Annotated in this window: 31 protein-coding genes; 15 read left to right on the top strand and 16 right to left on the bottom strand. The window is 36.4% G+C overall.

Annotation, left to right across the window (positions count from 1 at the left end):
- The first annotated feature begins 129 nt into the window (after window positions 1-129).
- Window positions 130-2,406 carry an RCC1 domain-containing protein gene (locus ACN5L8_RS06870; protein ID WP_419172692.1) on the top strand — a complete coding sequence of 759 codons (2,277 nt, stop codon included), beginning with the start codon at window positions 130-132 and terminating at the stop codon, window positions 2,404-2,406.
- Here ACN5L8_RS06870 and ACN5L8_RS06865 read toward each other — a convergent pair.
- From ACN5L8_RS06865 to ACN5L8_RS06850, 4 genes are read right to left on the bottom strand one after another with little or no spacing between them, the layout of a single operon-like run.
- On the bottom strand, window positions 2,374-3,462 hold the full coding sequence (locus tag ACN5L8_RS06865; RefSeq protein ID WP_334678858.1) for a hypothetical protein: 1,089 nt from the start codon (window positions 3,460-3,462) through the stop codon (window positions 2,374-2,376). The genes ACN5L8_RS06870 and ACN5L8_RS06865 overlap by 33 nt on opposite strands.
- Before the next feature lie 51 nt (window positions 3,463-3,513).
- Window positions 3,514-3,930, bottom strand: a complete 417-nt coding sequence (locus ACN5L8_RS06860) for a DUF1499 domain-containing protein (RefSeq protein ID WP_115361670.1) — start codon at window positions 3,928-3,930, stop codon at window positions 3,514-3,516.
- On the bottom strand, window positions 3,930-4,244 hold the full coding sequence (locus ACN5L8_RS06855) for a DUF2288 domain-containing protein (RefSeq protein ID WP_115361668.1): 315 nt from the start codon (window positions 4,242-4,244) through the stop codon (window positions 3,930-3,932). The genes ACN5L8_RS06860 and ACN5L8_RS06855 overlap by 1 nt, the downstream gene beginning before the upstream one ends.
- A complete protein-coding gene (locus ACN5L8_RS06850; protein ID WP_115361666.1) occupies window positions 4,241-4,507 on the bottom strand; it encodes a hypothetical protein in 267 nt (88 codons plus the stop codon). Before ACN5L8_RS06850 ends, ACN5L8_RS06855 begins: the two co-directional genes overlap by 4 nt.
- A 69-nt stretch (window positions 4,508-4,576) precedes the next feature.
- Between ACN5L8_RS06850 and ACN5L8_RS06845 the strand changes: the two genes are divergently transcribed.
- The 5 genes from ACN5L8_RS06845 (at window position 4,577) to ACN5L8_RS06825 (ending at window position 7,686) form a co-directional block, all read left to right on the top strand.
- Window positions 4,577-5,119, top strand: a complete 543-nt coding sequence (locus ACN5L8_RS06845) for an RNA polymerase sigma factor (RefSeq protein WP_419172691.1) — start codon at window positions 4,577-4,579, stop codon at window positions 5,117-5,119.
- Between the two features lie 13 nt (window positions 5,120-5,132).
- Complete coding sequence (locus tag ACN5L8_RS06840; RefSeq protein WP_419172690.1) at window positions 5,133-5,756, top strand: NrsF family protein; 624 nt, start codon at window positions 5,133-5,135, stop codon at window positions 5,754-5,756.
- 67 nt (window positions 5,757-5,823) lie between these two features.
- On the top strand, window positions 5,824-6,117 hold the full coding sequence (locus ACN5L8_RS06835) for a hypothetical protein (protein ID WP_115361659.1): 294 nt from the start codon (window positions 5,824-5,826) through the stop codon (window positions 6,115-6,117).
- Window positions 6,118-6,131: 14 nt separating this feature from the next.
- Window positions 6,132-6,944: a DUF692 domain-containing protein gene (locus ACN5L8_RS06830; protein WP_419172689.1), complete on the top strand. Its 813-nt coding sequence runs from the start codon at window positions 6,132-6,134 to the stop codon at window positions 6,942-6,944.
- Entirely contained in the window at window positions 6,931-7,686 is a 756-nt protein-coding gene (locus tag ACN5L8_RS06825) for a putative DNA-binding domain-containing protein (protein WP_419172688.1), read from the top strand. The genes ACN5L8_RS06830 and ACN5L8_RS06825 overlap by 14 nt, the downstream gene beginning before the upstream one ends.
- Here ACN5L8_RS06825 and ACN5L8_RS06820 read toward each other — a convergent pair.
- On the bottom strand, window positions 7,636-8,325 hold the full coding sequence (locus ACN5L8_RS06820) for an RluA family pseudouridine synthase (RefSeq protein ID WP_419172687.1): 690 nt from the start codon (window positions 8,323-8,325) through the stop codon (window positions 7,636-7,638). The two genes, ACN5L8_RS06825 and ACN5L8_RS06820, sit on opposite strands and share 51 nt — an antisense overlap.
- Window positions 8,326-8,425: 100 nt before the next feature.
- Here ACN5L8_RS06820 and ACN5L8_RS06815 point away from each other — a divergent pair, with 100 nt between their 5' ends.
- Window positions 8,426-9,814 carry a hypothetical protein gene (locus ACN5L8_RS06815; RefSeq protein ID WP_419172686.1) on the top strand — a complete coding sequence of 463 codons (1,389 nt, stop codon included), beginning with the start codon at window positions 8,426-8,428 and terminating at the stop codon, window positions 9,812-9,814.
- A 30-nt stretch (window positions 9,815-9,844) separates the two neighbouring features.
- On the opposite strand, the gene ACN5L8_RS06810 is transcribed toward ACN5L8_RS06815, so the two are convergent.
- Together ACN5L8_RS06810 and ACN5L8_RS06805 are read right to left on the bottom strand one after the other, a co-directional pair.
- Window positions 9,845-10,672 (bottom strand): mechanosensitive ion channel family protein, encoded by an 828-nt coding sequence (locus ACN5L8_RS06810; RefSeq protein WP_419172685.1) that lies wholly within the window; start codon window positions 10,670-10,672, stop codon window positions 9,845-9,847.
- 8 nt (window positions 10,673-10,680) lie between these two features.
- Window positions 10,681-11,388: a DUF481 domain-containing protein gene (locus ACN5L8_RS06805; protein WP_419172684.1), complete on the bottom strand. Its 708-nt coding sequence runs from the start codon at window positions 11,386-11,388 to the stop codon at window positions 10,681-10,683.
- Between the two features lie 360 nt (window positions 11,389-11,748).
- Here ACN5L8_RS06805 and ACN5L8_RS06800 point away from each other — a divergent pair, with 360 nt between their 5' ends.
- Window positions 11,749-12,222, top strand: a complete 474-nt coding sequence (locus tag ACN5L8_RS06800) for a chemotaxis protein CheX (RefSeq protein WP_419172683.1) — start codon at window positions 11,749-11,751, stop codon at window positions 12,220-12,222.
- Here ACN5L8_RS06800 and ACN5L8_RS06795 read toward each other — a convergent pair whose 3' ends face one another.
- Together ACN5L8_RS06795 and ACN5L8_RS06790 are read right to left on the bottom strand one after the other, a co-directional pair.
- Window positions 12,223-12,867: an O-methyltransferase gene (locus ACN5L8_RS06795; protein WP_115361643.1), complete on the bottom strand. Its 645-nt coding sequence runs from the start codon at window positions 12,865-12,867 to the stop codon at window positions 12,223-12,225. It lies immediately after the preceding gene.
- The gene (locus ACN5L8_RS06790; protein ID WP_419172682.1) at window positions 12,855-13,358 is read right to left on the bottom strand and encodes a hypothetical protein; all 504 of its coding nucleotides are present in this window, start codon (window positions 13,356-13,358) and stop codon (window positions 12,855-12,857) included. Before ACN5L8_RS06790 ends, ACN5L8_RS06795 begins: the two co-directional genes overlap by 13 nt.
- 154 nt (window positions 13,359-13,512) lie before the next feature.
- Between ACN5L8_RS06790 and ACN5L8_RS06785 the strand changes: the two genes are divergently transcribed.
- The 3 genes from ACN5L8_RS06785 to ACN5L8_RS06775 all read left to right on the top strand — a co-directional run bounded on the left by ACN5L8_RS06785 (window position 13,513) and on the right by ACN5L8_RS06775 (window position 17,475).
- Window positions 13,513-15,027 (top strand): potassium/proton antiporter, encoded by a 1,515-nt coding sequence (locus tag ACN5L8_RS06785; RefSeq protein WP_419172681.1) that lies wholly within the window; start codon window positions 13,513-13,515, stop codon window positions 15,025-15,027.
- Between the two features lie 31 nt (window positions 15,028-15,058).
- A complete protein-coding gene (locus tag ACN5L8_RS06780; protein WP_115361637.1) occupies window positions 15,059-16,474 on the top strand; it encodes an MATE family efflux transporter in 1,416 nt (471 codons plus the stop codon).
- A gap of 68 nt (window positions 16,475-16,542) precedes the next feature.
- Window positions 16,543-17,475, top strand: a complete 933-nt coding sequence (locus ACN5L8_RS06775) for a murein L,D-transpeptidase catalytic domain-containing protein (RefSeq protein ID WP_419172680.1) — start codon at window positions 16,543-16,545, stop codon at window positions 17,473-17,475.
- On the opposite strand, the gene ACN5L8_RS06770 is transcribed toward ACN5L8_RS06775, so the two are convergent.
- The 3 genes from ACN5L8_RS06770 to ACN5L8_RS06760 form a co-directional block, all read right to left on the bottom strand.
- On the bottom strand, window positions 17,472-18,341 hold the full coding sequence (locus tag ACN5L8_RS06770) for a mechanosensitive ion channel family protein (protein ID WP_419172679.1): 870 nt from the start codon (window positions 18,339-18,341) through the stop codon (window positions 17,472-17,474). The genes ACN5L8_RS06775 and ACN5L8_RS06770 overlap by 4 nt on opposite strands.
- A 77-nt stretch (window positions 18,342-18,418) precedes the next feature.
- Window positions 18,419-19,312, bottom strand: a complete 894-nt coding sequence (locus ACN5L8_RS06765; RefSeq protein WP_120404213.1) for a patatin-like phospholipase family protein — start codon at window positions 19,310-19,312, stop codon at window positions 18,419-18,421.
- A complete protein-coding gene (locus ACN5L8_RS06760) occupies window positions 19,287-20,021 on the bottom strand; it encodes a hypothetical protein (RefSeq protein ID WP_120404214.1) in 735 nt (244 codons plus the stop codon). Before ACN5L8_RS06760 ends, ACN5L8_RS06765 begins: the two co-directional genes overlap by 26 nt.
- Before the next feature lie 121 nt (window positions 20,022-20,142).
- Here ACN5L8_RS06760 and ACN5L8_RS06755 point away from each other — a divergent pair, with 121 nt between their 5' ends.
- Entirely contained in the window at window positions 20,143-20,595 is a 453-nt protein-coding gene (locus ACN5L8_RS06755) for a PPC domain-containing DNA-binding protein (RefSeq protein ID WP_115361627.1), read from the top strand.
- A gap of 20 nt (window positions 20,596-20,615) precedes the next feature.
- Here ACN5L8_RS06755 and ACN5L8_RS06750 read toward each other — a convergent pair whose 3' ends face one another.
- From ACN5L8_RS06750 to ACN5L8_RS06740, 3 genes are all read right to left on the bottom strand, one after another.
- On the bottom strand, window positions 20,616-21,170 hold the full coding sequence (locus ACN5L8_RS06750) for a hypothetical protein (RefSeq protein WP_419172678.1): 555 nt from the start codon (window positions 21,168-21,170) through the stop codon (window positions 20,616-20,618).
- 38 nt (window positions 21,171-21,208) lie between these two features.
- Complete coding sequence (locus ACN5L8_RS06745; RefSeq protein WP_419172677.1) at window positions 21,209-21,406, bottom strand: YgaP family membrane protein; 198 nt, start codon at window positions 21,404-21,406, stop codon at window positions 21,209-21,211.
- Between the two features lie 82 nt (window positions 21,407-21,488).
- Window positions 21,489-22,106, bottom strand: a complete 618-nt coding sequence (locus ACN5L8_RS06740) for a 2OG-Fe(II) oxygenase (protein ID WP_115361621.1) — start codon at window positions 22,104-22,106, stop codon at window positions 21,489-21,491.
- A gap of 146 nt (window positions 22,107-22,252) precedes the next feature.
- Here ACN5L8_RS06740 and ACN5L8_RS06735 point away from each other — a divergent pair, with 146 nt between their 5' ends.
- From ACN5L8_RS06735 to ACN5L8_RS06725, 3 genes are all read left to right on the top strand, one after another.
- Entirely contained in the window at window positions 22,253-22,666 is a 414-nt protein-coding gene (locus ACN5L8_RS06735) for a VOC family protein (RefSeq protein ID WP_419172676.1), read from the top strand.
- A 32-nt stretch (window positions 22,667-22,698) separates the two neighbouring features.
- Window positions 22,699-22,866 carry a hypothetical protein gene (locus ACN5L8_RS06730; protein WP_419172675.1) on the top strand — a complete coding sequence of 56 codons (168 nt, stop codon included), beginning with the start codon at window positions 22,699-22,701 and terminating at the stop codon, window positions 22,864-22,866.
- Between the two features lie 90 nt (window positions 22,867-22,956).
- Window positions 22,957-23,349 (top strand): hypothetical protein, encoded by a 393-nt coding sequence (locus ACN5L8_RS06725; protein WP_115361617.1) that lies wholly within the window; start codon window positions 22,957-22,959, stop codon window positions 23,347-23,349.
- 19 nt (window positions 23,350-23,368) lie between these two features.
- On the opposite strand, the gene ACN5L8_RS06720 is transcribed toward ACN5L8_RS06725, so the two are convergent.
- Window positions 23,369-24,703: a sensor histidine kinase gene (locus tag ACN5L8_RS06720; protein WP_419172674.1), complete on the bottom strand. Its 1,335-nt coding sequence runs from the start codon at window positions 24,701-24,703 to the stop codon at window positions 23,369-23,371.
- Between the last annotated feature and the right edge of the window lie 28 nt (window positions 24,704-24,731).

Raw genomic sequence — 24,731 nt, 5'->3', positions numbered from 1 at the left:
AATCTTGAAATTCTTAGGCCATTTCAGAACCTCACCGAACAGCCACTTATAATAAGACCAAGTTAAACTTAACTAGTGAGGGCTATTTTGAGGGGTAATAAGAAAAGGCCACATTCACATTTATATTTGTTGAAGACGTTGGTCTTTATACTTGGGATTTCATTTATCACATCTTCTTGTGTGCCAGAAAGTCTTGATGACTTAGTTGATGTGCCTGGGGCAGATCTACCAACTTTACCAAACCTAGATGTTGCCTGCTATCAGGATATTTATGCACCTAAAGAAGAGGATATAACGAGAAATATTGATATTCTTATCATTCCAGATACATCTGGTTCTATTATCGAAGAAAGGGCCGACATTGCTGAGGGATTCGATGCCTTCTTAGATGTAATACCTGCTGCTGCGGATATTAATATTGCAGTTATGCTAGGACACGGTTCAACCTCATCTCATTTTGGAAAACTTTATACAAAAGGTACTGAGCCAACGATTCTATCTAATCGTTCTTTAACAATTGAAGAGATCAAGACTCATTTAAAAACAAAGATGCAAAATCCAGCTGGAGATTATGCAACCGATGGTGGTGAAGCTGGTTTAGCTTCTCTTAATCGTGCTCTTGATGCCGACTATTTTGCAGCAATTCAGGAACAAGGATTCTTTAGGCCAGATGCCGCACTTGTTATTGCCTTTGTTGCTGATGAACAAGATATTTGTGCGATTTATCCAGATGGTGTAACTCCTGTCGCTGACCCACAAGGGGGAGAGGATCGTTCACGTTTAGTCGAATGTTTTGATGGTGAAACTCAAGTTGTAACGCCAAAGAGTGTTTATGATAAATTAAGTGCTCTTTATAATGACCGCCCACTTGTTACTGGTGGAGTAATTTATAATAATGCTTCAACAATGCCATTTGGTGGAGAAAACGAAATTGGTTATGGTTATAAAGAGTTTGTTGAATTCGGTGGTGGCTTCACTGTTGATATGGCAACAGGTGATTATGGTGATGGACTATCAAAGTTAGGTACACTTGCCATGACTCGTATTGATCCTATTAATGACTTTAATTTAAAAGTATCAAATATTGATACAAATACAATTCGTACATTTGTTGATGGTGGAGAGGTTCAGTATTCATATGATGCAGAAACTAATATTGTTTCTTTAAATGATGAGAGAGGACCTTTTTCTACAGCGGCAGTACAATATTGTGAAAAGCCTCTTGTAACAAAACAAGTAATTCAAATCGTGGCCGGTGGTAACCACTCTTGTGCATTATTAGCTTCTGGTGAAGTTAAATGCTGGGGAGATAATACTTATGGTCAATTAGGGCAAGGTAATACAGAAAGAATTGGTGATGATGAATCAATTGATTCGATTGCTCCAATTGATTTAAGTGGAGAAAAAGCTCTACAGGTCATTGCTGGTAACCTTCACACTTGTGTCTTAACAGAGTCAAATAAAGTTAAGTGTTTTGGAGATAGTGCCTATGGGCAGCTAGGGATGAGCTCTACTGAAAAGTTAGGCGATGATGAGCCTCTATCTTCTTATGGTTATACTGATATTGGTGGAATTGTTAGAAAGCTATATGGTGGAACTTATCATAATTGTGCTCTTCTAACGACTGGTGACGTTCGTTGTTGGGGAATGAATACATTTGGCCAACTTGGGACAGGTGACACTGAAGCAATCGGAGATGATGAACCTGTATCTACAGGTAGTCTAGTCGACTTAGGTGGTAAGGCCATTCAAATGGATATTTCATCGATGAGTTTCCATGCATGTGCAATTCTATCTGGTGGAACATTAAAATGTTGGGGACGTAATTCTCACGGACAACTTGGTCTTGGCCATTTAAATAATGTCTTAACGCCAGTTGAGCCAACATATACTCCAAAAGGAGTTATCGCTGTAACAACGGGAGGGATTCACTCTTGTGCTCTACAGTCTGATTCAACAGTATTTTGTTTTGGTAATAATAACTTTGGACAACTTGGTTCAAATCCTGGTGAGTCAATTGGTGACGATGAGACAACAGAGTCTCATTCAGCTCTTGATTTAGGTTTTGAAGCCGCTTCAGTTGTTGCTTCAAATACATCAACATGTGCTATCTCTAAAGCTGGAGAAGCTAAGTGTTGGGGTAGTGGTGCAATGGGGAAACTTGGACAACAAGACACTTCTAATATTGTAGATGGACTTGCCCAATTGCCGGCCATTGATCTAGGACTAAGTGTTTCTCAAGTATCTGGTGGTTTCCATCATCACTGTTTCTTATCAACAGATGAAGGTCTTGTGAAATGTATTGGTTATGGGACCCATGGTCAGCTAGGTAATGCTAATACTGATGATATTGGGGATAACGAGTCTCCAGCTTCAATTAGCTTTCTTAGTCTCTTTGATATTTAATCCAATCATTAAGATTAAAAGTAATAAGGCACCGAGGATCGTTTGATTCTTCGGTGTCATGTCTTCTCTTACGGCACACCCTGGTTCAATTCCTGAAGAAAGTGTTTCTAAACTTGTTGCTCCGTGAGTAATGATTGTAGGACTTGGTGAATATGAGCCACCGACTCCCGTTATTGTTCCATCGAGATCATCGAGTCGAATAATTCCATCTCCACCATCTCCACCTGCTCCAGCAAGGGCACCTCCTGCGGCACCACCTGTTCCACCATTTGCAAGTAGGGCAGAGTTTAGTTCAATATTTAAAGATGATTGTAAGAAGATGACTCCACCTGCTCCCGCACCTGAGCCACCAGATTGGCCGTTTGCTGAACTTGTTCCTGGCTGACCATTTCCACCTCTTACATCAATTTGTGCATTGATATAAATATCACCGCCGGCGGCAAGATGAAGTGCACCACCTCCTGCACCACCCGGTGTTCCACCTGGTTCAGTAAAAGTACCACTACTTTCACAACCATCTCCACCGTTTCCTCCACCGGAGCCACCTCGAATCTGTGTCTCAAGTGAAAGGGCCGAGTCATAAGTTGTGGTTGTTGATCCAGGGGCACTCATTGTATCAAGCCCATCTGTTGGCCCTGATGCCTGACCTACGCCACCATTTCCACCGAGGTTAACGTGAGAGCCTCCGGCACCACCACTTCCTCCGATATCAGCAAAACTAAAACCACCACATACCGCATTTGTAGCATCGCCACCTTCAGCTCCAGCAACAACTCCGCCACCAGCGGCTGCACCACCAGCTGTACCTAAGAGAGTTATTGTATGATCAATGGTCGCATCACCTTGAACCTTAATAATTAGTGGGTTTCCATCAGAGACTGTAATAGCTCCAGTTGTTACTAGAGAGGTACAATTGAATGCTGTTCCCGATACAGTTGATGTAACACTAATTGCACCACCAAGGGAGCAAGCTCCATCAGAACCATCACCAATATCAATTGCGGCGTAAGTACTTGATGAAATTAGTAAGAATATAGGTAGAATAAATCTCTTCACTGAAGAAATTTTAACATATCTTAAGGATTGCTTTAACTGGGAAGGATTGTGTTAGTAATTGCCTTGATAGAAGTTAAAACGGATATTTTCTACTTGTTTACGGCCTTGGTCGTAAGAGAAGAAGCTCTGTTTTTTCACTTGAGAGCGAACTTCAATACGCTTCTTTGCTCCATTGGCGATAAATTCAAGATGAACATTATCATTAGTAACTTTTAGGTATTCACTATTTCTTTCAATTTTAAAATCACCGATCTTACGGATAACTTTTTCAATAATATCCATATTTTCTTTAGCACTGGCCCCTATCATTTTGAACGGCATAATATAATTTGGAGACGAGTCTTTTTCTAAAGAAGAGAGGCAATTTTCAATGGCCGGACAAGTGAAGTTGTCGATACTTGATGACTCTTGAATAATGAATTCTTTTGCACATGAAACTAATAGCAATAAAGTCATCAAGTATTTCATTAGACCAGTCCTTCTTTTTTTATCTTAACTAGAACATATGGTTGAACAATTAAATATTTAAACTCTGTATTATTCTTTTCCCAAAGTTCAATTTGCTCGTCAGTTGGGCGATACATTTGGCCATCTGCTAACCACTTTTTAATATACTCAACTTGATCAGATGCCATTGTGTATCCGACAGCTGGTAGTTCAAGTTCATCATTAATCATAAAGAGGGCCTCTCTTTCATGGTGAGGTTTTAAGATGTCCCATCTTGCGTCATCAATTTCACTTGTCAGTCTTTCTAATAAGTTTTGATTATTTTCATCGCTCATAATGATCTCATTGAGTCCTTATCTTCTTTTATTATTGCTAGTAACTTTTCTTCAGTATCAATATAATTAGAAGTATGCACTTTCTTAGCAGCATCGATTAACTCATCTGAAATATCTTCTTGGTCGAGTTCCTTCTTAATTAAAGTAAAATATTCGCGCTCATTCTGATTCTTTCTTTCTTCTTTCTTACGATAGTAAGGTGTAAGTATGAATAAGAAGGCCAAAATGGCGATCATTGACCAAACAATATGATATATCTTCAACTTTTCTCCTCTAGTGTTTTGATGCAAAGTAGATGTACGCCCTTAAATATACTATGTTAGAATTGCCTTGTGAATGATTTAAAAAAACTCATTATATTGTCACAAAATGGTGATCAGGAGGCTTACCGCATCTTTCTTGAGGCCATTTCACATATTGTGAAAAAGATCGTCTCAGTGAAAGTTTTTAACGAGTCTCATCGAGATGATATATGCCAAGAAATATTAATGAGTATTCATCATTCACTACCGACGTACTCACCCGAACGACCGGTAACGCCATGGGTAAATTGTATCATTGAACGAAGAATTATTGACTACATCCGTAAGTACTCAAAATTAAAAGAAAGAGAAGAAGAGTTTCAGGAAGATGTCACAAATCCTCAAGGTCTTACGAATACAGGAATAGATAGTATTGAAAAATTGATTATTAACGAACAATTATCAGTACTCATAAACAAGTATTTAACTGAGGAGTTGAAACGGCCATTGCTCATGGCAAAAATTGAGGGCCATCAAACAAAAGAGGTGGCCGAAACTTTAGGGATCACTGAGTCAGCTGCTAGAACGAGAATATCTCGCGCTATGGCAAAACTTAAGAAAGTCGTAAAGTAGAAGTGGGAATATTATGAATGATAATAAATTAATAAATTCATTAGTTGATGACTTGAAGCCAATTAAACCACTACCGGCTCCATGGATTCGCACTCTTGTTTGGATGGGATCACAAATTATTATTAGTGTCGTAGCGATTTTTCTAAGTTCTCCAATTCAGCTAAAGTACATTTCAAATATACAATTTCTTTTGCAGGTCATCGTTGCCAATATTGCTCTGCTTGTAGGGGGCTATCTCGTTTTTGCTAATTCGATACCTGGGCTATTAAGTGAAAAAAAGAACCTTATTTCATTTATCCCGTTCTTACTTTTATTTTTATTACTGGGGATAAATTACTTCTTTCCAACAAACTTTCCAGTAGAGGAACATCATCGTCCACATTGTTTACTGGAGCTTAGTATTTTAATGGTAATAGGATTTGCGCAGAATTATTATATGCTTAAGAAAGGCTTTATTGCTTTTGAGCGCTCAATGCTAACACTGAGCTTTCTAACAAGTGCTATGATTCCAATTATCATACTTTATTTTGCATGCTCATTTTCAACTGAACACCTCTTAGTCTCACATTATCTACCGGTTGCAGTGATAACAGGAGTTGGAGTTTTATTTTTTAAATTTAAGAATAGAAAAATGTAACAAAACAATAAATAATTTCGAACAAGGAATAGAGAATATAATTTTATATTCTAATAAGGAGAAAAAAATGAATTCAAAAAAATCACTACTAATGGGTGCTGCTGTTGCTGGTCTTATGATTTCTTGTACTGGAACAGAAAAGAAGATGCCTGAGGTATCTGCTAACGAAGTAATGTGTTACGGGGTTAACTCTTGTAAAGGCCAAGGGGCTTGTCACGGAAAAGTTGATGCATGTAATGGGAAGAATGGATGTCAAGCTGAGACTAAGTGTGGTGGTCAAAACTCTTGTAAAGGTAAAGGTTTAATTAAACTGACTAAAGAAGAGTGTGAAGCTAAAGGTGGAAAAGTAGCTCAAAGATAAGCGAAGGTTATATTATGCATAAATATGGTGTCGGTCTTAGACATACTCATTTTCCATTCTTAGAAAAAGAAGAGAACTTGAACCACTCCGAAATAGAGTGGTTCGAGGCCTTATTGGAAAATTATATGGAAACAAAAGGTCGCCCATATAAGATGCTTGAAAAAGTGAGAGCGGATTATCCCATTGCATTTCATGGGGTCTCTCTTTCAATTGCCGCAGATGAAGACTTAAACCTTGATTATATGAAAAAGGCCAAAGAGCTCTATGACCAATTTGAGCCCTTTGTCACAAGTGATCATATGTGCTGGACTGGGCATGCACATTCAAATCTTCATAACTTACTACCGTTTTCATATACTCAAGATAATCTCGATCGCATTGCCGATAAAGTGATGAAGGCCCAGGACTTCTATGGAAGAGAGATGACTTTTGAGAATCTTTCGGCGTATTTTACTCTTAAAAATTCAACGATGACTGAAGCCGAGTTTTTAAATAATCTTGCTAATAAGACAGGTTGTAAAATACTCTTAGACTTCAATAACGTTTACGTGAATGCCATTAACCAAAAGTTTGAAGCGCAAGATTTTTTCGAGACGATTGAATCGAAGAATGTTTCCCAAATTCATCTGGCCGGCTTTTCTGATTTAGGCACTCATCTCTTTGATACTCACTCTCATCCAGTACATCAAGATGTATGGAAGTTATTTAAAAAGTATTGTCATAAATTTAATGTACCAATCCTTTTGGAGTGGGATGAAGATATCCCTGATTTTCCAATTCTTGAAAAAGAGCTTTTAAAGTCAAAGGAGATTTATGAACAACAGTAAATTTCAAAATGACTTTTTAAAAGGTGTTATCACAAAGGATATTTCAAAAGATATTCTCGATGAGATGATACCAATAGGTGAGTTATCGAGTTCTCAAGTGATGGAAGTCTATCAAAATGATTATCGTGCTCGCTTACAGGAAGTCCTAGGTGATAATTACGAAGCTTGTTGGTTTGTTTTAGGTGACGAAGACTTTCTAAGTTATTCATATGAATACGTGGAGTCAAATCCTTCAAGTTTTACCAATCTTCTTCATTATGGAGATGACTTTCCTGAATTTCTCGCAAAGAAGGCCCATGATGTTAGTTTTATAAAGGATCTCGCTGAATTTGAACGTGCCTTTTGGCATCTCTTTCATCAAAAAGATCGCCTACTAAGTTTTGATCCTCAAAAATATGGAGAGGCCATCTTTGAACAAAAGTTAAAGCTTATTCCTAATTCATATTTCTTATTTGAGAGTGATGTTGAACTTTCACAGCTTTGGCAAATGCGAAAAGGTGACGTTGATAAATCATTCAATGAAATTCAAAATAAAGAATACACTCTTTTATATAAGAATCATGAGCGTGTCCAAATTCAGATTTTATCAGAAGGACTCTACTTATTACTTAGAAACCTTGAAAAGTCTCAAACAATATTAGAGGCAGTTGAAGGTATTGAAGAAGACAAGTTAAGTGATCCAACGATATGGTCAATTTTCTTTGGCTTCATTTCCTATATTAGTAAGATCGAATTGAAATAAATCATTAGCAATATTTATACAATCCTCAGTTACTGGAGATGAGATTATGATTTCTTCTTTTGTAAAGGGATGGATAAATCTTAGCTGATAAGAATGGAGAAAGATTCGATAGAATTTATAATCCTTTCTAAAGATATTATTAATCGAAGAATGTCCGTATTTCGTATCACCTACAAGATTGTGCATTCTTCTTGAAAAATGTTTTCGAATCTGATGCTGGCGACCTGTGAATATCTCAATATCAACTAAGCTATACTCATCATTTGATGTAAGAGTTTTAAATGAAGTCTTGGCCTCTTGTAGTCCCTTATCTGTTTTAATGGGGAAATCATAGACACCTTCAGTCTCAGTAACTCCCTTTACCATTGCAATATAGTGTTTTGAAACATTCTCACTATTCCATTGTTCTTTCATCAGCCGAGTCGCTTCCTTACTCTTTGCAAAGAGAACGACTCCAGATACTGGCTTGTCGAGTCTGTGGATTGGAAAGAGGTAGAGATCGGTCTGCTTCTTGAGTGATCTAAGAAGGCTGCGACGATCCTGGCTTCTCGCCTTAAAAGGATGTACTAGCAGATCACTTGGTTTCGTGGCCGCAATATAGTGCTCATCTTCAAATAGAACTTGGATTTTCTTTTTCACCAAATGTTTATACCAGACTTTAACTAGCTAAGTATACGGATCTAAAAGGAAATTATAAGAAATATAAGGTTTTGGCCAAGATGTGACCGATAAGTAAGTTATGAAAATTGTGTCTCTAACGTCATTCTTATTACTTTTTGGCCTGTCTACATTCGCGAATGAGTCTGGTGTTATTTATCGCCATGAAAAGATACAAATTGAATATGATCGAAATGAAGATAAGTTCATCTTTAAAAATGGAAACTTTTTAAAGGAATACCCACGTTTTCGCTATCGCGATATGATTTTGGAAAAATTCATTCAAGTTCCAAGTGAGGATCGCCAGAAGCTTGAAGAGCGACTTAAGCTGATTAAGAATACATATCGAATGGGGGATGCTGCTCCTGAAGAAGTTCTCTCGTCAGCTCTTTCGGATTTTGAAGCCATTAATAATGCTAAAGATTACGATTGTGGAGATTCAAGAATCTCAATCAATGAAGAGAGTCCAGACTTTGTTGTTGATATGGAAATTCCAAAGATTGAATTAAAGAAAGATAGTTTTCTAGGTCTTGGAGAGCTTCAATCTGCAGAATTTGAGTTAAACACTAGTAATGATAATCCTCTGCATGGTGCACTAATGTTTGTTGGTGTAACTGAGTATGAAAAGAGGGATACGTTTGAAGGAGATGACCGAGGCTTAACCTTTGGAGCAAAACCTTCGGCCAGGTTCAAATATGAAAATGGAGAGTTGTCTATTAGTTACAGTTCTAAAGTCTATACAAAGCTAGTTTCTAAGCCTTGTGGAATAGTTGAAATTGGTGGACTGATGTATCAAAGACATTGTTATCAGAATGAGGACGGTACTTGGAATCAAGAAGCTTTGAATCGAGATGATTTAGATATCAAGGTTTATCGTCGCATTGGTGATGATAAATCTACTTTTGTTGAAGTTGGTGTTGGTATTACAACATTTGATGATAAAGGTCTTGCAGCATCGACTCAAAGAGGATGGCATGAGTTAACTCAAGAAAATGGGACTGTTCAATATGAGAATGTTGAGCATATGGAACGAGTGATGTCTCCTAAAGCAAATATAAGAATAGGCAAAATCATCGATCTAACAGACCCTGATAACAAAGTCTCCCTTTCTTCAGAGGTTTATACCGGTGGGCAAGTCTCTTATATCGGTGGAAATGAGAACTTCATTTCAATTGGTGGAGATTTAAAAATTAAAATCAATAATGATGACAAGACGAAGTTTCCAATTGTTGAGACGCGCTTTTATTACGATGCTCAAATAACTCAGTTGAATGAAGTTAATGAAAATTATGGAGTTGAGGCGAGAGTAAATCTCTATGAAAGAGATAAGTCGAGAGTGTTTTTTAAAGTTGGAATGGGTGTTGAAGATGATTATAATAATCGTTTATCTGAACTTTATGGACAATCTTTTGTCGACGATCGTTTAGACCTTCAACATTACTTGGGAATCGGCTTTGAACAAAGGTTCTAGGGATCTCTCCCTAAAACCTTGCTTATATTTTTACTTACTTTCTTGATATAAGTGAACATCTCTTTGAGGAAATGGTATTGAAATTCCTTCGCTATCAAAAGTTAATTTAACTTGTTCGTGTAGCTCAAAGTGAACAGTCCAATAATCAGCTGATTTAACCCAAGGTCTAACCGCAAAGTTAATAGAGCTATCTGCAAGTGCTAGGACAGCAACTACTGGTGCAGGATCATCTAGAGTTAGAGGGTGATCATTAACTAATTTATTAAGTATTTCCTTAGCCTTCTTAATGTCGTCATCATAGCCAATTCCAAAAACAAGATCCACTCTTCGCACATCTTCAGCAGAGTAGTTAACAATACTTCCTGATGATAGGCCACCATTTGGAAGGATTACTCGCTTATTATCTGGTGTGTTTAGACTCGTACAAAATAATCCAATCTCTCTAACTTTCCCCGAATAACCTTGGCCTTCGATAAAGTCACCAACCCTAAAAGGCTTAAAGAAAAGGATAAGAACGCCACCAGCAAGATTTCCTAGAGCATCTTTAAGAGACATGCCGACAGCAAGACCAGCGGCACCGAGTAGAGCAACAAAGCTTGTCGTCTTAATACCAACCATACCTACGACTGAGATTAAAAGACCTACCTTTAAGGTAATGCTAATGATTGTTACGATAAACTTTCTAATTGAAACATCAACTTTCTTTTTAGTTAAAACCTTTTGGAAAAATTTCTCAATATAGCTTATAAGTTTTAAACCAACGACAAGTACAATGATGACCTTAACAAGGATAAACCCATATTCGGCCATTAGCTTTGTTACCTTTTCAATATTTGCTTCATTTAATAATTTGTTCATCATCTCTCCTAGAACTTTGCAATCAGACTAAGTGTTGTCTTATAGTCATGCTGATCGCGACCTTCTACTGGCTCATTCTCATATTCCCATAGTACAGCTGATTTTAATGTAAATGTTTTATTGATTAGTGTTAGTAGTGATGGTTCCATTTTTACAATATAGTTTTCACTATTTTCTAAACTTGGAATATATTCTACCCAGTACTTTGCTTCAATTCCTTTCGTGTAGATATAGCTAACTTCAGAATAGAAACGCAGTTTATGCTCATGATTATCTGGTTCGTCTTGAACAAAGTTTTCGCGAGTATAACGATAACCTGCATCAATTAAGACCTTTAGTTTCTCTTCATTGGCTAATTTATATTGAAGACCAATATCGATGTTATTTCTGGCCCAAAAACCTTTGAATTGATCAGACTCAAAAAAGTCTGCAACAAAGATATCAAGGCGAGAATTTAGGTCGTGATCAAATCTTAAAAGAGCGGTCCAATTATCATCATCTAAAACACCATCGGATTCTCCACGTGAGTATGATCCATTGAGTGTGAACTTATTCTTTGGCCATTTATAAGAATTTCGAGTGGCAAATTCATAAGTCTTATTATTTGTATTTCCACCTGAAGTGATAAATGTCAGCTCATCTTCCGAAGTGAATTGCGCAAATGCGCTCGAAGATAAGATCGTTGTAATTAAAAAAGCGAAAACTATTTTAAGCATGTAAAATCCTTTATTTATGTAAGTATTCTATATTTATTTTATAAACATTGCTCTTAAAACTGTCTAATATAATTAACTCAAATTTACTTTGACCTAAGCCTATACAATGTGATGCAGGGTAGTTAATGAGTTAACTTTGTTTTTTACTTCCAAAATACGATGAAAACTGCCAAGTATCTCTGTGTTTAGATAACCATTATTTGTCAGTGATAATAGTCTCGATGAAATATCAGATAGTTAAATAGTTAACTAAAAAAGTCTATTAAATGAATCAAGCATGAGGGCAAAATGGGTCTTCATTTGTAGTAAATGCTTTAACCAATTAAAATCAAATTAGTTGATAAGACGGAGATAGTTTTAATGGAGTTGATCGAGCCATTTTTGAATGCCTTGCTAGAAGTATTTAAGAAGCAGTTAAATATTCCTCTACTAGCTGGAGAGGTAAATCCAAATATTGAGTTTTCTGAAGCATTGGAAATTGTAGGTCTTATTACGATAAAGAGCGAAAGGATAACAGGGGAATTAGCAATCTGCTTTCCTAAAAACAGCTACCTAGCAATTTATAACCATATGTTCTCTGAACAAAGAAGCGAGATTTCAGATGATATCTGTGATTCTGCTGGTGAGTTCGTAAATATGGTATTAGGACAAGCTAAGGCCGATATCAATAAGATCACAGGCTTAACAGTTGAAAGAGCAACTCCTGAAGTCATATGTGGTGAGAAGGTTAATGAAAGTCGAATTACAGGGCCTCGTACAGTGACGATTCCATTTCAATTACCTGGCGAAATGAACGAGAAGAAGTTCTATATGAGTCTTACCATTGATGAGTAATTATTTTCTTTGAATTAAATAAAGTCCATCTCTTATTGGAAGCATTGTTTTAAAAAGATCATCTCGAGATTCAACGTAGTCATTGAACTCAGCTATTGCATTTACTGACTTGTCCTCACTTGGCATATCATCAGTTGCAACACGTCCTGCTCGTAAAACATTATCAACCACGATAACGCCCTTTGTAGAAAGTAGCTTAAGGGCAAATTCAAGATAATTCTTATAGCTTCCTTTATCTGCATCGATAAAAACTAAATCAAAGCTTTGATCAGTTAAACTTTCTAGTACCTGGTTTGCATCACCAAATAAAGCTTCAATTTTTTTACCATGTGGACTTTTATCCCAATAAGATTTTGCAAAAGTATTTATTTTTTTATTCTTATCAATAGTTATCACTTTACCGTCTTCTGGTAAGAACTCGGCCATCGATAGAGCTGAGTAACCAGTAAAAGTGCCAATATCAAGAATGTTCTTATATTCATTAAGGTTAATGAAGAAGCCCAAAAGTGAAGCAACTAATTCACCAGAGATCATGTGGCCAAGAGGATGCTTATCCTTTGTATAATCTCCAAGTTGAACACATAGCTCACTTGGAGTATTTGATTTTTTTAAGCAATATTCTTCAACTAATTCTAAATTTTCCATTGAAACTCGATTAATTTATTACCACTGATCTCATCGCACACGCTTGTTAATTCTTTTGAGAGAAATAACATTGAGATATAGGCATTGTATTTAATGATATATTTAAATCCAGGTGAAAGGTAGCGATCAAGACTTTCTTTGAGCTCCAAACACTTAGGTATTTGTGTCATATAAGACTTTTCAAACTTAAGTTGCTTTTGCCCTTTTTGTCTAGAGTAATCAGCACTATAAAAACACTCACCATCACTAGATTCAACATCAATAATAATTCTTCTCGTCGAGCCTGATATACCTAATTTAGTAAATTGGACCTCTAAGTCCTGAACTTCATAAGGAGCCTCTACCTTATCTCGAAAACTCTTGCAGGCAAAAGTCGTAAAATCAGTAACAAACTTCATATCGTTTGCACTTGGGGCCAGATCTGAGGCACTGACAGAGCATAGAGTTATGGCCAGGAATAAAAAAGAGAGTAGGGATTTTAAAAGCGTCATTTTGTTTGCCTTATTGTTCAATTGTTTGTTGGTTCAAACAATTAATACGCCCTCAAAATCAATCGGTAAAGTGAGTGTGAAAATATTAATAATTAACAAAATAATCCGATGTTTTCACTAAAGTTTTATGCCAATAAACCGATAAGATGCTTTGATGGAGCAGTTTTTAAATAATTTCCTTTTGGGGTCTTCAATTCTTTTACTACTAAGCGTGGTTTTGAGTAAGTCCTCAAGTCGATTTGGTCTACCTGTTCTAATTCTCTTTCTTATTATCGGAGTGCTTGCTGGTTCAGATGGAATCGGAGGCATCAACTTTAGCAATTTTGAACTAACTCATTCATTAAGTCTTGTTGCTCTTTGTTTAATAATTTTCACTGGTGGATTTGAAACTCCATTTAATAAAATAAAGCGCGACTTTGGTCGCGGTGTGGCCTTGTCGTCTCTTGGGGTTGTCTTTACAACACTCTTAGTTGGTGGCTTCACTCATCTTATCACTGATATTGGAATATTAGAGTCGCTTCTTATCGGTGCCATTCTATCAGCAACCGATGCAGCTGCAGTCTTTTCAGCTTTTAAAGATCCAAATACTCAAGTAGGTGATGTTAAAAATATTTTAAGATTTGAATCAGGAAGTAACGACCCGATGGCCTACTTTCTTGTTTCCGTTCTTCTGGGCTTTATTGAGCAGGGGATTGGAGATGTAAAGGATACCGCCTTTCTACTTTTTTCAAATCCGGCCATTGGACTTGCTGGTGGATGGGTTATTGCTCGTGCATTTATCCTAATTAATAATGTAATAAAACTAGACTACAATGGCCTATACCCTCCATTAACAATAGCTGCTCTCTTCTTCGGTTATTCTGTAACTACAAAGCTAGGTGGAAATGGTTTCTTGGCCGTCTATGTATTTGGGATGATTATTGGAAACAAGAAGATCCTACATAAAAACTTGCTAACACTCTTCTTTGATGGAATGACTTGGCTGTCACAAATCGGACTATTTGTTATGCTTGGACTTCTCGTCGTTCCAAGCCGACTACCAAGTATTGCTCCAACTGGTTTGTTAATTGCTGTCTTCCTAACTTTTGCGGCCAGGCCAATTAGTGTATTTCTTTGTCTTGTAAAAAGTCGCTTTAACTTAAATGAAAAGATCTTTGTTTCATGGGCAGGACTTAAGGGTGCAACGCCAATTGTTTTTGCAAGCTTTGCGGCAACTCACATGGGGGAGCGTGCTCACACTATTTTTGATATTGTTTTCTTCGTTGTTAGTATTTCTGCCTTAATTCAAGGCTCAACGTTGAAGATAATGGCAAGAAAGCTTGGGCTTATCGTTGAGCAAGAAGATGAAGCGAATTTCCCTGTGGACTTAGAGCTACTTGAGCAAACAAAGCACGGTATCGTTCAACTTGAAATTAGAGAGACTGACTTTGCTGTTGATAATCGTGTTGTTGATCTTGGTCTACCAACTGGCTCTGTTGTACTCTTCATTAAGAGGCATGGCGCTTTTATTATTCCAGATGGTGCCACTGTATTTGAAAAAGGGGATAAAATTCTTTTAGTGACTAAACTAAAAGAAGAATTAGAAAAAGCTCAAGAGTGTTTTATAAAAAAAAAGATTGAAGATTTGATTGAAGAAGTTGATGATACGGAGGAATTAAAAGTGGCCTAAACTTAGTTAAGTCACGAACTAAAGGATATTTGTGGAAGGAAGAGATCTTACACAAGGATCTGTCATCAAATCTTTATTTAAGTTGTCAGTTCCAATTGTTATGGCAAATTTTTTACAAACGGCCTATCAGTTGACTGATACATTTTGGGTGGGTCGCTTAGGGACAAATGCTATAGCCTCTCTTTCACTTTCATTTCCAATTTTATTTCTATTAATTTCTATGGGAGCAGGCTTTGCTGTTAGTGGAACGATTTTAGTTGCTCAGTACACAGGCCAAAGAAATACACCGATGGTTTCTAAGGTATGTCTTCATACCTTAATTATTATACTCGCTACATCAGCTCTACTTGCTGGGATTGCTTATGCAGTTATCCCTTATGTTATTGAGGCAATGACACCAACGGTAGAGATTCAAAAGATTACAACATCATATCTTAGAATATCATTCATAGGTCTTATATTTAGTTATCTTTATATGATGTTCCAGTCTCTTTATCGTGGTGTTGGAGATGTGAAGACTCCTTTTTATATTGTTCTCTTCTCTGTCATCTTAAACTTTATAATCGATCCGATTTTAATTATGGGATGGGGCCCAGTTCCTGCATATGGTGTTGATGGAGCTGCTTTTGCAACTATTTGCACGCAGGGGCTTTCTGCTATTATCGCCTTATATCTTTTAGCAAAAGGAAAAGGTGGAATAAAAATTAATTTTAAAAAGATTGATTTTGATTTCACTCTTGCTAAGAAAATTATTAATCTAGGTTTCCCTGCTTCTGCTGAACAATCTTCACGTGCACTGGCCATGACAATTATGACTTTCCTTATCGCTACTTTTGGAGATGTCGTTCTCGCTGCATATGGAATTGGAATTCGTGTATTAACTTTAATGATTATTCCAAGTCTTGGATTTGCCATGGCAACATCAACTCTAGTAGGACAAAATATTGGAGCAGGAAAGATAGAGAGAACAAAAGAAGTAACCAGTAAAGCATTATGGGTCATCTTTATTGTTCTAACCATTGCTGGAATTGGATTCTTTATCTTTGCAGAGCAAACATTGCAAATCTTTGTCCCTGGAGAATTTGCCGTCATTAAAGAAGGCGCAGTATTTATTCGCGTTATAGCTCTAACATTTGGACTCATAGGTGTTCAACAAGTATGTTCCGGTGCCATGAGGGGTGGGGGAAGTCCAATGATCTCGATGATGGTGGCCATCATTTCATTATGGGTAATTAGATTTCCTGTTGCTTATCTTCTTTCAAAACATACTCAATTAGCTCAAGTTGGAATCTACTTCTCATTTGTCGTTGGAAATATTCTTGGTGCGGCAATGGCAATTACAATTATTAAGAAGAATAGATGGATAAAGAACCTAACAGATGTCTTTACACCTCAAGAAAATAAGGTGATGGAAGAGGTTATTAAAGATGATATAGGCTATGAGTAGTCCTTTAAACGTCAACATTCTTTATTAAGTTTCGATCATCTCCTCCGATAAGGAATCTAGGGGGAGATGTGAGGTTATTCTTATTTTCATTGTTATTCATGCAATTATCGATACTTGCAGAAGAGGTTATTCCAACTTCTTACGAGTCAGATCCAGAAATTAGCACTGAATGTGCCCCAAAAGATGTCTTACCAGAGATTCAAATTATTCTTGATGCAATTGATGATGTTTTTGAAGTCACAGATAATATTTATCGTGGAGAAGAATGTAATTTCTTTGAGGACTTTAGAGACCAAGGTGTTCCTCAAGATGCACTAAAGCAGGCTCTACTTTATTATCGAGATCATAAAAATACTTTTAAAAATAAGAATTATATTTCAATTGCAGACTATTCACAAAGCTCTACTCAAAAGCGCTTCTTTCTGTTGAATATGAAAACAGGAGAAGTGGAATATAAGAAAGTTTCTCATGGTAGTGGCTCACTTGGTGGCGTGAAGTATAGTGACGCTACAATCAAAGATGGAAAAGTCATAAAGTCTTCTAATCATAATGGGATGATGAGACGTTGTCGTATCCCTCAAAATTCGCGAACAAGACAAAAGCATGACCAATGGGCAATGACACGTCCAGGCTTCTTTAAAACTGCAAACTTCTATATGTCTGCTTCTCATGACGAAAGGGTTAAGGGTCAAAGAGGTTGGCCAACTTTTAGTGTGAATGGGCGAAACTATAATGGCATGAGAATGGAAGGGCTCGTTGATGGAGTAAATGATAAGGCCATGTCACAAGGTGTTGTTATGCATGAAGCTTATTATAATCGAGGAAAGGTTATGGGGCGAAGCTTTGGATGTCCTGCCTTTGTTCCAGGTGAAGGTCGTGATGTAATGGAGAAAATTAGTAATGGCTCCCTCTATTACTCATACGTACCAATAGAGGGATGCCGTGAAGATCATAAGAAAGTTCTGGCCGAAGTTGAAGGCTGGCAACAGATGTGTAATTAGCCTTTATTAACGTCCAAAGAATTTCCAAACTCAAGTGTTCTAATAGGAAATGGGATGGTAATTCCATTTTCATCATAAAACTTCTTAATCGTTTTTACAGCTTCATGACGTGCCTGAAAATATGCATTTCCATTATTGTAGTGAACCCAAACTCTAGCACTTAAATTAATTGAACTATCGCCAAATTCTTTAAAGAAGACTTCAACCGGAATATCATCAATACGGCCTTTGATTGAAGATAGGGCATCTTTTGTAACTCGCTCAACCTTATCTAAATCATCGCGATATGAAACACCAACAGCTAGATCAACTCGTCTTCTCGGTGTACTTGTGTAATTGATAAAAGGCTTGGTGAACATATCCTTATTAGGAATAAATACCTCAAGGCCCTGGAAAGTTGTTACACATGTAATTCTAAATTCTATATTTGTAACTTGTCCGATAATAGTATCGATTTCAATGATATCTCCTAATTGATAAGGTTCGCGGTAAGCGATAAGAAGACCTGCTACGAAGTTTGCAGCAATTTCTTGAAAGGCAAAACCAAGAGCAATACCAATAACCCCAGCACCGGCAAGAATTGAAGTAACAGTCTTTTCAAGCCCCATTATTTCAAGAGCTGTAAAGATACCAATTAAAATGACAACGATATTTACAATTGAACTTACTAAGTTATTTACAGATCTCTTATAAGAAATTTTTGGAAGTACTTTATTAACTCCCTTTCGAATCACTCCACCTAGATAGAAGAAGAAAATAAGAACGACAAAGGCAACAACAAGATTGGGAATGTTTTTGATAACGGCTTCATACCAAAGAGAAAGCTTCTCTGTTAGAAGTGAAATCATTTTTTCGTGATTAAACAAATTAAACTCCATTTTAATTTATATCTTAATGATAACGATAAAATTATGAAAAATAAAAAATCATTCTCATAATTTAATTATTTAATAAAAATTTGAGAAAGTTTCTTTTTATAAATATTAGAAATAACGCGCGGTATCCTAAACGGTAGAAACTCAATGATCAGCTTTTTGAGAAACTCGAGATAATTAGCATTGCGATACCATGAAAGACTTGAAAGTGAGTCGATCATTGGCCTATAGCCTTCGTTTATGAGCTCTTCAATACACTTTGAGTTATTAAGACGATTATACTTACTAAGATCCAGGGATAGGATGATATCTGCATCTTGAATTTGTTCTCTTGTTCTTAAGTCAATTGCAATATCCATAGCATTGCTAATTATGGCAAATGTATCATCTGGTTCTTGGTATTTTTGTACACCATTTAAATCAACCGCAACGATAATTCCAGCACCCATTTTATAAAGAGGTGAGACGGGAACATTCTCCGTGATTCCTCCATCGACGAGGGTTCTTCCTTCTATTACTTGAGGAATGAAGGCCCCTGGCACACATACTGAAGCACAAATTGCATCGGCTAAATTTCCTCTGTGAAAGATTACTTGCTCTCCTGTTGAAATATCAGTTGTACAAATTGCAAGAGGGATCTGTGCATCTTCAATATTTACATCTCCCAGGTCCTTGATGATCATTTCCCTGATTGACTTTGTACTAAAGAAGCCTTTCTTTGGAATAGTCCAGCTTATTGAATCTTTATAATTTAGTTTCTTTGCAAGCTCTTGGAAGTCTTCATAATTCTTTCCAAACGCATAGTAGGAAGCGACAATTGCGCCAACACTTGTACCAGATACGTACGATATCTTGATATTTTTTTCTTCAAAAGCTTTAAGTACACCGATGTGGGCAATTCCTTTAGCAGCTCCACCGCCAAAGGCCACACCAATTTTAGTATTTAGAAAGTTCCATCTCATAGTCTAATCTTAACGGAATATGAGGAACATCTCTACATAAAATTCCAATTCCTTTTTCTTGAAGAGAGCTAGCCTTTTTGTCGAGATATCTTGCAAAGCTTAATGCTGAGATATTCATCTTAAGATAATTCTTTAGAAGCTTTTGAGGTGACTTAAGGCCAAGGCTCTTGGCATGTTCTATATAGTAAGGAGTTAGATATGATGTACGCCCAAGAGATTCAAGGACGTGTTTAAAGAGGCAATTATATGGCCCATATTTGATCTCATTTGAGAGTTCTTCTTCGATAAAGTCAGTAATATGGTGAAATCTGTCTTCACTTAGCATCTCTTTTAGATTCTTTTTAAGGTCTTTAGCTCCTATGCTATCTATTTCATTGTACATAAGAGTTGGAGGAGCTTGTTTACCTAGATAGGTCGGTGACTTACTCATTTCAATGAAATCAAGACAGAGAATTGGAATACCTGCTTCACGATAGGACCTAAGTTTCTTATTTAGGCCTTTTGAATAAAAGTGGGCGATTTTTTCAGCAAATATTAATTTATTTGAAATGGACTTACTTTTATTATTTGATATTGATGCATAGAGGCCTCTACGCTGGCGATTTTGTTCAATAGCTTCTTTTAAGTGCTCACTAAAACATTCTGATGCAAAAATTATTTGTCCTGAAATAATTGTGAAAAATAAGAGAATTTTACGCATCTTATACATGTATTATGTTTAGCATTGCTTAATGCTAGCGTCCATCAAGGCTAGAAGATTTTCAGGGTGCAGTGCGGGGGGACTGGAGGCCCTTCTCATTGTATAATTTGTGTAAATTCAGGAGTTTAACATGAAATATATCAAGCAAGAGGAATGTTATTTAATTCGTTTATATAAAGACGAAGATTTATTTTCTGCTCTCGAAGAGTTTGCAGTGGCCGAAGAGCTGTCAGCGGGAATGCTCAAAGGTATTGGGGCATTAAAAGAAGTTGAGTTAGGTTTTTATCACCTTGAGACAAAAACGTACGACAGAAAAGAATTCAATGGAGACTTCGAATTATTAAGTTTGGATGGAAACTTATCATATCTTGATGGAAGGCCATTCTTTCATATTCACACAGTATTAGGTGATGAAGACTTCTCTTGTAAAGGTGGCCATTTATTTAGAGCAAAGGTTGCAGTTACTACTGAAATTTATTTCTTTCCAATAACACAAAGAATTGAAAGAAAAATGGATGAAGAGATAGGCTTAAATTTACTTTCTCTACCAGAAGCATTTTCACGCTGTGGAATTAAGGGATAGGAATTAGGACTGAGAAGCTGTTATTTAAGCCACTTGGTAAAGCGGGCGTGATTACTTAGTTGTTTATTCTCTCTTTTAATTTTGAGTCTAACTCTTTGTTCAAGACTTAGTTCACTATAGATTGGCATATCAAGTATTCGACTTTTTGTGCCAATCTCTAAAGTTTCTAAGTCAATGTACATAAGATTGTTATTTGTCACAAAGAAGTAATTCAGTTCCCAATTCCAATAATAGCCATATTGAAGAACAAATTCATTAAGACGTTGTTGTAGTTTTTTTGCCTGGCCCGAAATTTCCTTATCGATTTTTTCTTCAACAAGTCTTGTTAATTTTCCGTTTGGAATATCAAAGAGCATTAGAGATTGCGTTTCTTTTAGAAAGGTCGGCAGTTCAGGATAATCACAGGAGAAATTTCTAAGCATCTCATGTGATTTTTTTTCAATTTCATTTTTTAAAAGAACCATGTAGTTCTCTTTCTCATGCTTCATAAAAAAGAAGTAATAACTACGATCATCAATGTATAAGGATACTTGATCAAAGCCTAGCTCTGATTTGATTAATTCTCTTTCGTTCACAGATATGTCCTCACTCTATAATAGAGTATAACACATATCTACTTTGTGGGATGGACCTTTCTAGTAGAGAGACCAAGGATTTTATAAGCTGGGCATACTCCTAAAACCCCTGTTATGAGAGGAATTAGACCAATATAGCCCCAGTTACTCTTGGGACCCACAAAAACTAGCGATAATAAGACTAAACCAGCTACGATGCGAAGAATGCGATCTGCATTTCCTTCATTAGTTTTCATTTTAGGCTCCTTTGAAATAATTCTTATTATGAAATCTTTATTTCATATTAATATTAATAAGGTTTAAAATTTCTTGATCTTTCTATGCTCTCATCCACCCCGTTAGAGAAAGTCTTGGCATATGAGCAGTCAGAACTTCATGGGGTAAGTCTTCAGAGATAAAAATTAAAAGTCGACCTTCTTTTGGCCGAATTGTATCAAGAACATTTTCGTGATGATTAAAATCATAGAGAACAACCTCTCCACCATCTCCATCATTCATATCATTTAGATAGAGAATAACACTTAGACGCCTCAAACCTCTTCCTCGATGCTGATCAACATGCTTCTTATAGAAGGCACCAGTATCGTAGAAGGCAAAGTGGCCCTCATAATTTCTAATCCCGAGATAGAAGAGAGGGTTTAAATAATCTTTTAATTGGTTAAGAAAGCTAAAATATTCTTTCAAGGCATTAGTCTGCTCATTTGTATCAGAAGAGATCCATGAGATTTTATCTCTTCGGATATGCTGATCGAGTCGTTTTGTGAGTTGTCTGCCAACTCTTGCTTGATCAAATTCACCAACTTCAAAACGACTAAGTGCTTCATCTTTTAAAGCACGCACTAGTTCGTTATTAATGAGTGTATCACTCACATAGTATCGATTCTTTGCTAGAGAATCGACAAGCCTATCAAGCTCTTTCATTTTAAATGTTCTCACAAGGCGCTTTATCAAAAAAGGCACCGAAAAAAGTGGCAGGAAGGATGGCCACTAAAACTGGATCAGAAAACTGATAAGAAGATTTATGCTGGAAACCTATCTAAGTCAATAAAAATGTAATAGCATTAAATAAAATAGGATCGATTATGATAAAAGCACTTTCTCACTTAGTGATAACATCATCAGATGTTATTAATATTTCAAGGTTTTTTACGGCCGTCTTCAAAGTTGAGGCCCATTTTGCAAATGAAGACTTCGCTGACTTTGTTCTACCAGACATGAGTCGCGTGGCCTTTTTTAGGCCAGTGGGCAAGGCCAAAGACTATTTTGATCTTATTGATAATCCTGCTCAAGTCTCTTACGGAGTTACGGTTGAAAATGTGGATCAATTCTATGAGCAGCTTATGAACTTAAAGTCTGAGTTTAGCTTTGAGGTGAGTGGAGAACCAAAGGATCATCCTTGGGGAGAAAAGAGTTTTCTACTCATTGATCCGGACAAAAATCGCTGGGAAATTACCCAATCTCCTAGTAAAGACGGGCACTTAGTGAATCTGGACTAAAGAACTCAACCAATTGTGTCGATAAAGTAATTATGCTTAATATAAAATTTGCGACACCATTATTCTTGTTAATATTGTTCACTGCCTTTATTGGATCATTCATGCAATATGATGATGCCGATGAGGTTACAACCTCCCGTGGGCCAGCTTCGACAACTCTTGGCCAAGAAGGGCCATTGATGTATGAGTGTGATATCTAATTATTATATGTCTTTCATATTTTTAATATAATTGTGATTTTGTTTAGTCTTGGATAAAAATGCCTCGAATTAAAAATTACGAGGTTGAAAATGTTGAAAGCGAAAAGTGTTGTTGTTCTATTATTAATGATTGTTTCAAGTGTCGCTGCTGGTCAGGTTGTGGCATGTCCTGAGTTAAATAATGTGGATCTGGCCTCAAGCTATGATCGTGATGAGTATATAGAAGTTCATTCTGAGAGTTTACCAAAATTAACAAAAGAAGAGTTCTCAAAGTATCCAGCATTTAAAGAATTTGATTATGAATATTGTGCAGATGCACTAGTTCTTAAGCAATTAGAGGCAACTCAAACAGGAAATATCTATACAATAGTTATCTCTATGGAAGACCATTGCGATGGTGGGAATTCATATGGAAATATTCTCGACGAAAGTGGAGAAATTGTTCTTGGAAGTATCGGAGACTCTTTTATCTCATGTTTCTAGCAGTTACGCTTCCAAGGCTTTAAGCTTTTGGGACTTTCACTATTAGGGTTGTATTTTTAGCGTGTGTATCGAGGGTTAATTCTCCTTGGTTTTTTTCTAGAATACTCTTTGATATTGATAGTCCCAATCCTGTTCCTTTACCAACTTCCTTAGTTGTATAAAAGGGTTCAAATATCTTCTCATGATGCTCTTGTGAGATACCATTTCCAGAATCTGTTAATTTAATAACTAGCATTTTTCCTTCTTCAAAAGCCTCAATTCGAATCCATGAATCTTCCTGTCCTTCAATGGCATCATAGGAATTACTTAGTAAGTTTAGAAATACTTGTGATAGCTGAACTCGATCAACCTTTACGAGAGTATCAAATTCTTCATCATCAAGACTAAGCTTTAAATCAATGCCATGGGCCTTAAACCTTTCACTACAAATTGAAAGAGCATCTTGAAGAATATCTCGAATTGGCACTTCTATTAATTTTTCTCCATTAGAAGAGTCTCTTGAAACAATCCTCAAGCTTGTGACAATTTGAGTAATTCTTTTCACTGTATCTGAGATTCGATCAAGATTCTTTTTTAATTCCTCATCACTTAAAGAATTACTTTGCATTTCTTTTTTTAGCTTAAAGACACTTCCGGAAATAATCGTAAGAGGATTGTTAATTTCATGGGCAATCCCACCGGCCATTTCACCAATTGCATTAAGTCTTGAGCTGTAGATTAAGCTTTGTTGTGCTTCTTCAAGATCTTTCAGGGTTTCAAATAGTTCCAGGGACTTATGTTGTTCTCGGCGATAACTTCGATCAACAAGTTTTAATATTTGATGAAGAAGAAAACTTAGCATTCCCATGACCCAAACATGAAGAGCTATTTCAGTTACTGGTTTATCAGGAATCAGAATAAGTGAAGCAATTACATAACTTAGGATGCCATAAATAGTCGTGTAAATACTGAATAGGTAGCCACGTGAAATTTCAAAGAAGATCGAGCTACTTGAAACAATCATGATTAAATATAGAAACCAAAATGGTGAAAAGGGCTCTTTTACCAAGACTAGACTTAAAGGACATAGAAAGGTTAGCGTCGTAAAGTGCCTAAAGACTTCTACAAATTGGGATTTACTCGTTCTTATACTGATTTGAGATAGAACAAGGTTGTAAATGAGAAAGAATAAGATGAATAGCGGACCGATTAGATCGAGACCATTAGTAAGATTATAGATAAAAATTGAAAATGATAAAATGGCCGTAAATGAACCTAGGCATAGGTCCATAATTCGAAGGACTTCTTTAATACTAGAAGTCGCAGTTTTTATATTATCGGCCATCTTGAGTCCTAATGGTAAGCTTTTCTTCATTTTATAATTATTGTTTTAGGTAAGACAA

It is taken from the genome of Halobacteriovorax sp. (assembly GCF_048381875.1).
Classification (GTDB): Bacteria; Bdellovibrionota; Bacteriovoracia; order Bacteriovoracales; family Bacteriovoracaceae; genus Halobacteriovorax_A; species Halobacteriovorax_A vibrionivorans.
Note: the sequence above shows the minus strand (reverse complement) of the source record. Positions and strands in the feature narration are given on the sequence as shown.

Coding starts and splice junctions, on each gene's coding strand:
- ACN5L8_RS06860 (WP_115361670.1), bottom strand. CDS start 3,930: ATGAAATACTTGATGACTTTATTGCTATTAGTTTCATGTGCAAAAGAA.
- ACN5L8_RS06855 (WP_115361668.1), bottom strand. CDS start 4,244: ATGAGCGATGAAAATAATCAAAACTTATTAGAAAGACTGACAAGTGAA.
- ACN5L8_RS06840 (WP_419172690.1), top strand. CDS start 5,133: ATGAATGATAATAAATTAATAAATTCATTAGTTGATGACTTGAAGCCA.
- ACN5L8_RS06835 (WP_115361659.1), top strand. CDS start 5,824: ATGAATTCAAAAAAATCACTACTAATGGGTGCTGCTGTTGCTGGTCTT.
- ACN5L8_RS06830 (WP_419172689.1), top strand. CDS start 6,132: ATGCATAAATATGGTGTCGGTCTTAGACATACTCATTTTCCATTCTTA.
- ACN5L8_RS06825 (WP_419172688.1), top strand. CDS start 6,931: ATGAACAACAGTAAATTTCAAAATGACTTTTTAAAAGGTGTTATCACA.
- ACN5L8_RS06815 (WP_419172686.1), top strand. CDS start 8,426: ATGAAAATTGTGTCTCTAACGTCATTCTTATTACTTTTTGGCCTGTCT.
- ACN5L8_RS06810 (WP_419172685.1), bottom strand. CDS start 10,672: ATGAACAAATTATTAAATGAAGCAAATATTGAAAAGGTAACAAAGCTA.
- ACN5L8_RS06805 (WP_419172684.1), bottom strand. CDS start 11,388: ATGCTTAAAATAGTTTTCGCTTTTTTAATTACAACGATCTTATCTTCG.
- ACN5L8_RS06800 (WP_419172683.1), top strand. CDS start 11,749: ATGGAGTTGATCGAGCCATTTTTGAATGCCTTGCTAGAAGTATTTAAG.
- ACN5L8_RS06795 (WP_115361643.1), bottom strand. CDS start 12,867: ATGGAAAATTTAGAATTAGTTGAAGAATATTGCTTAAAAAAATCAAAT.
- ACN5L8_RS06790 (WP_419172682.1), bottom strand. CDS start 13,358: ATGACGCTTTTAAAATCCCTACTCTCTTTTTTATTCCTGGCCATAACT.
- ACN5L8_RS06785 (WP_419172681.1), top strand. CDS start 13,513: ATGGAGCAGTTTTTAAATAATTTCCTTTTGGGGTCTTCAATTCTTTTA.
- ACN5L8_RS06765 (WP_120404213.1), bottom strand. CDS start 19,312: ATGAGATGGAACTTTCTAAATACTAAAATTGGTGTGGCCTTTGGCGGT.
- ACN5L8_RS06760 (WP_120404214.1), bottom strand. CDS start 20,021: ATGTATAAGATGCGTAAAATTCTCTTATTTTTCACAATTATTTCAGGA.
- ACN5L8_RS06755 (WP_115361627.1), top strand. CDS start 20,143: ATGAAATATATCAAGCAAGAGGAATGTTATTTAATTCGTTTATATAAA.
- ACN5L8_RS06745 (WP_419172677.1), bottom strand. CDS start 21,406: ATGAAAACTAATGAAGGAAATGCAGATCGCATTCTTCGCATCGTAGCT.
- ACN5L8_RS06735 (WP_419172676.1), top strand. CDS start 22,253: ATGATAAAAGCACTTTCTCACTTAGTGATAACATCATCAGATGTTATT.
- ACN5L8_RS06730 (WP_419172675.1), top strand. CDS start 22,699: ATGCTTAATATAAAATTTGCGACACCATTATTCTTGTTAATATTGTTC.
- ACN5L8_RS06725 (WP_115361617.1), top strand. CDS start 22,957: ATGTTGAAAGCGAAAAGTGTTGTTGTTCTATTATTAATGATTGTTTCA.
- ACN5L8_RS06720 (WP_419172674.1), bottom strand. CDS start 24,703: ATGAAGAAAAGCTTACCATTAGGACTCAAGATGGCCGATAATATAAAA.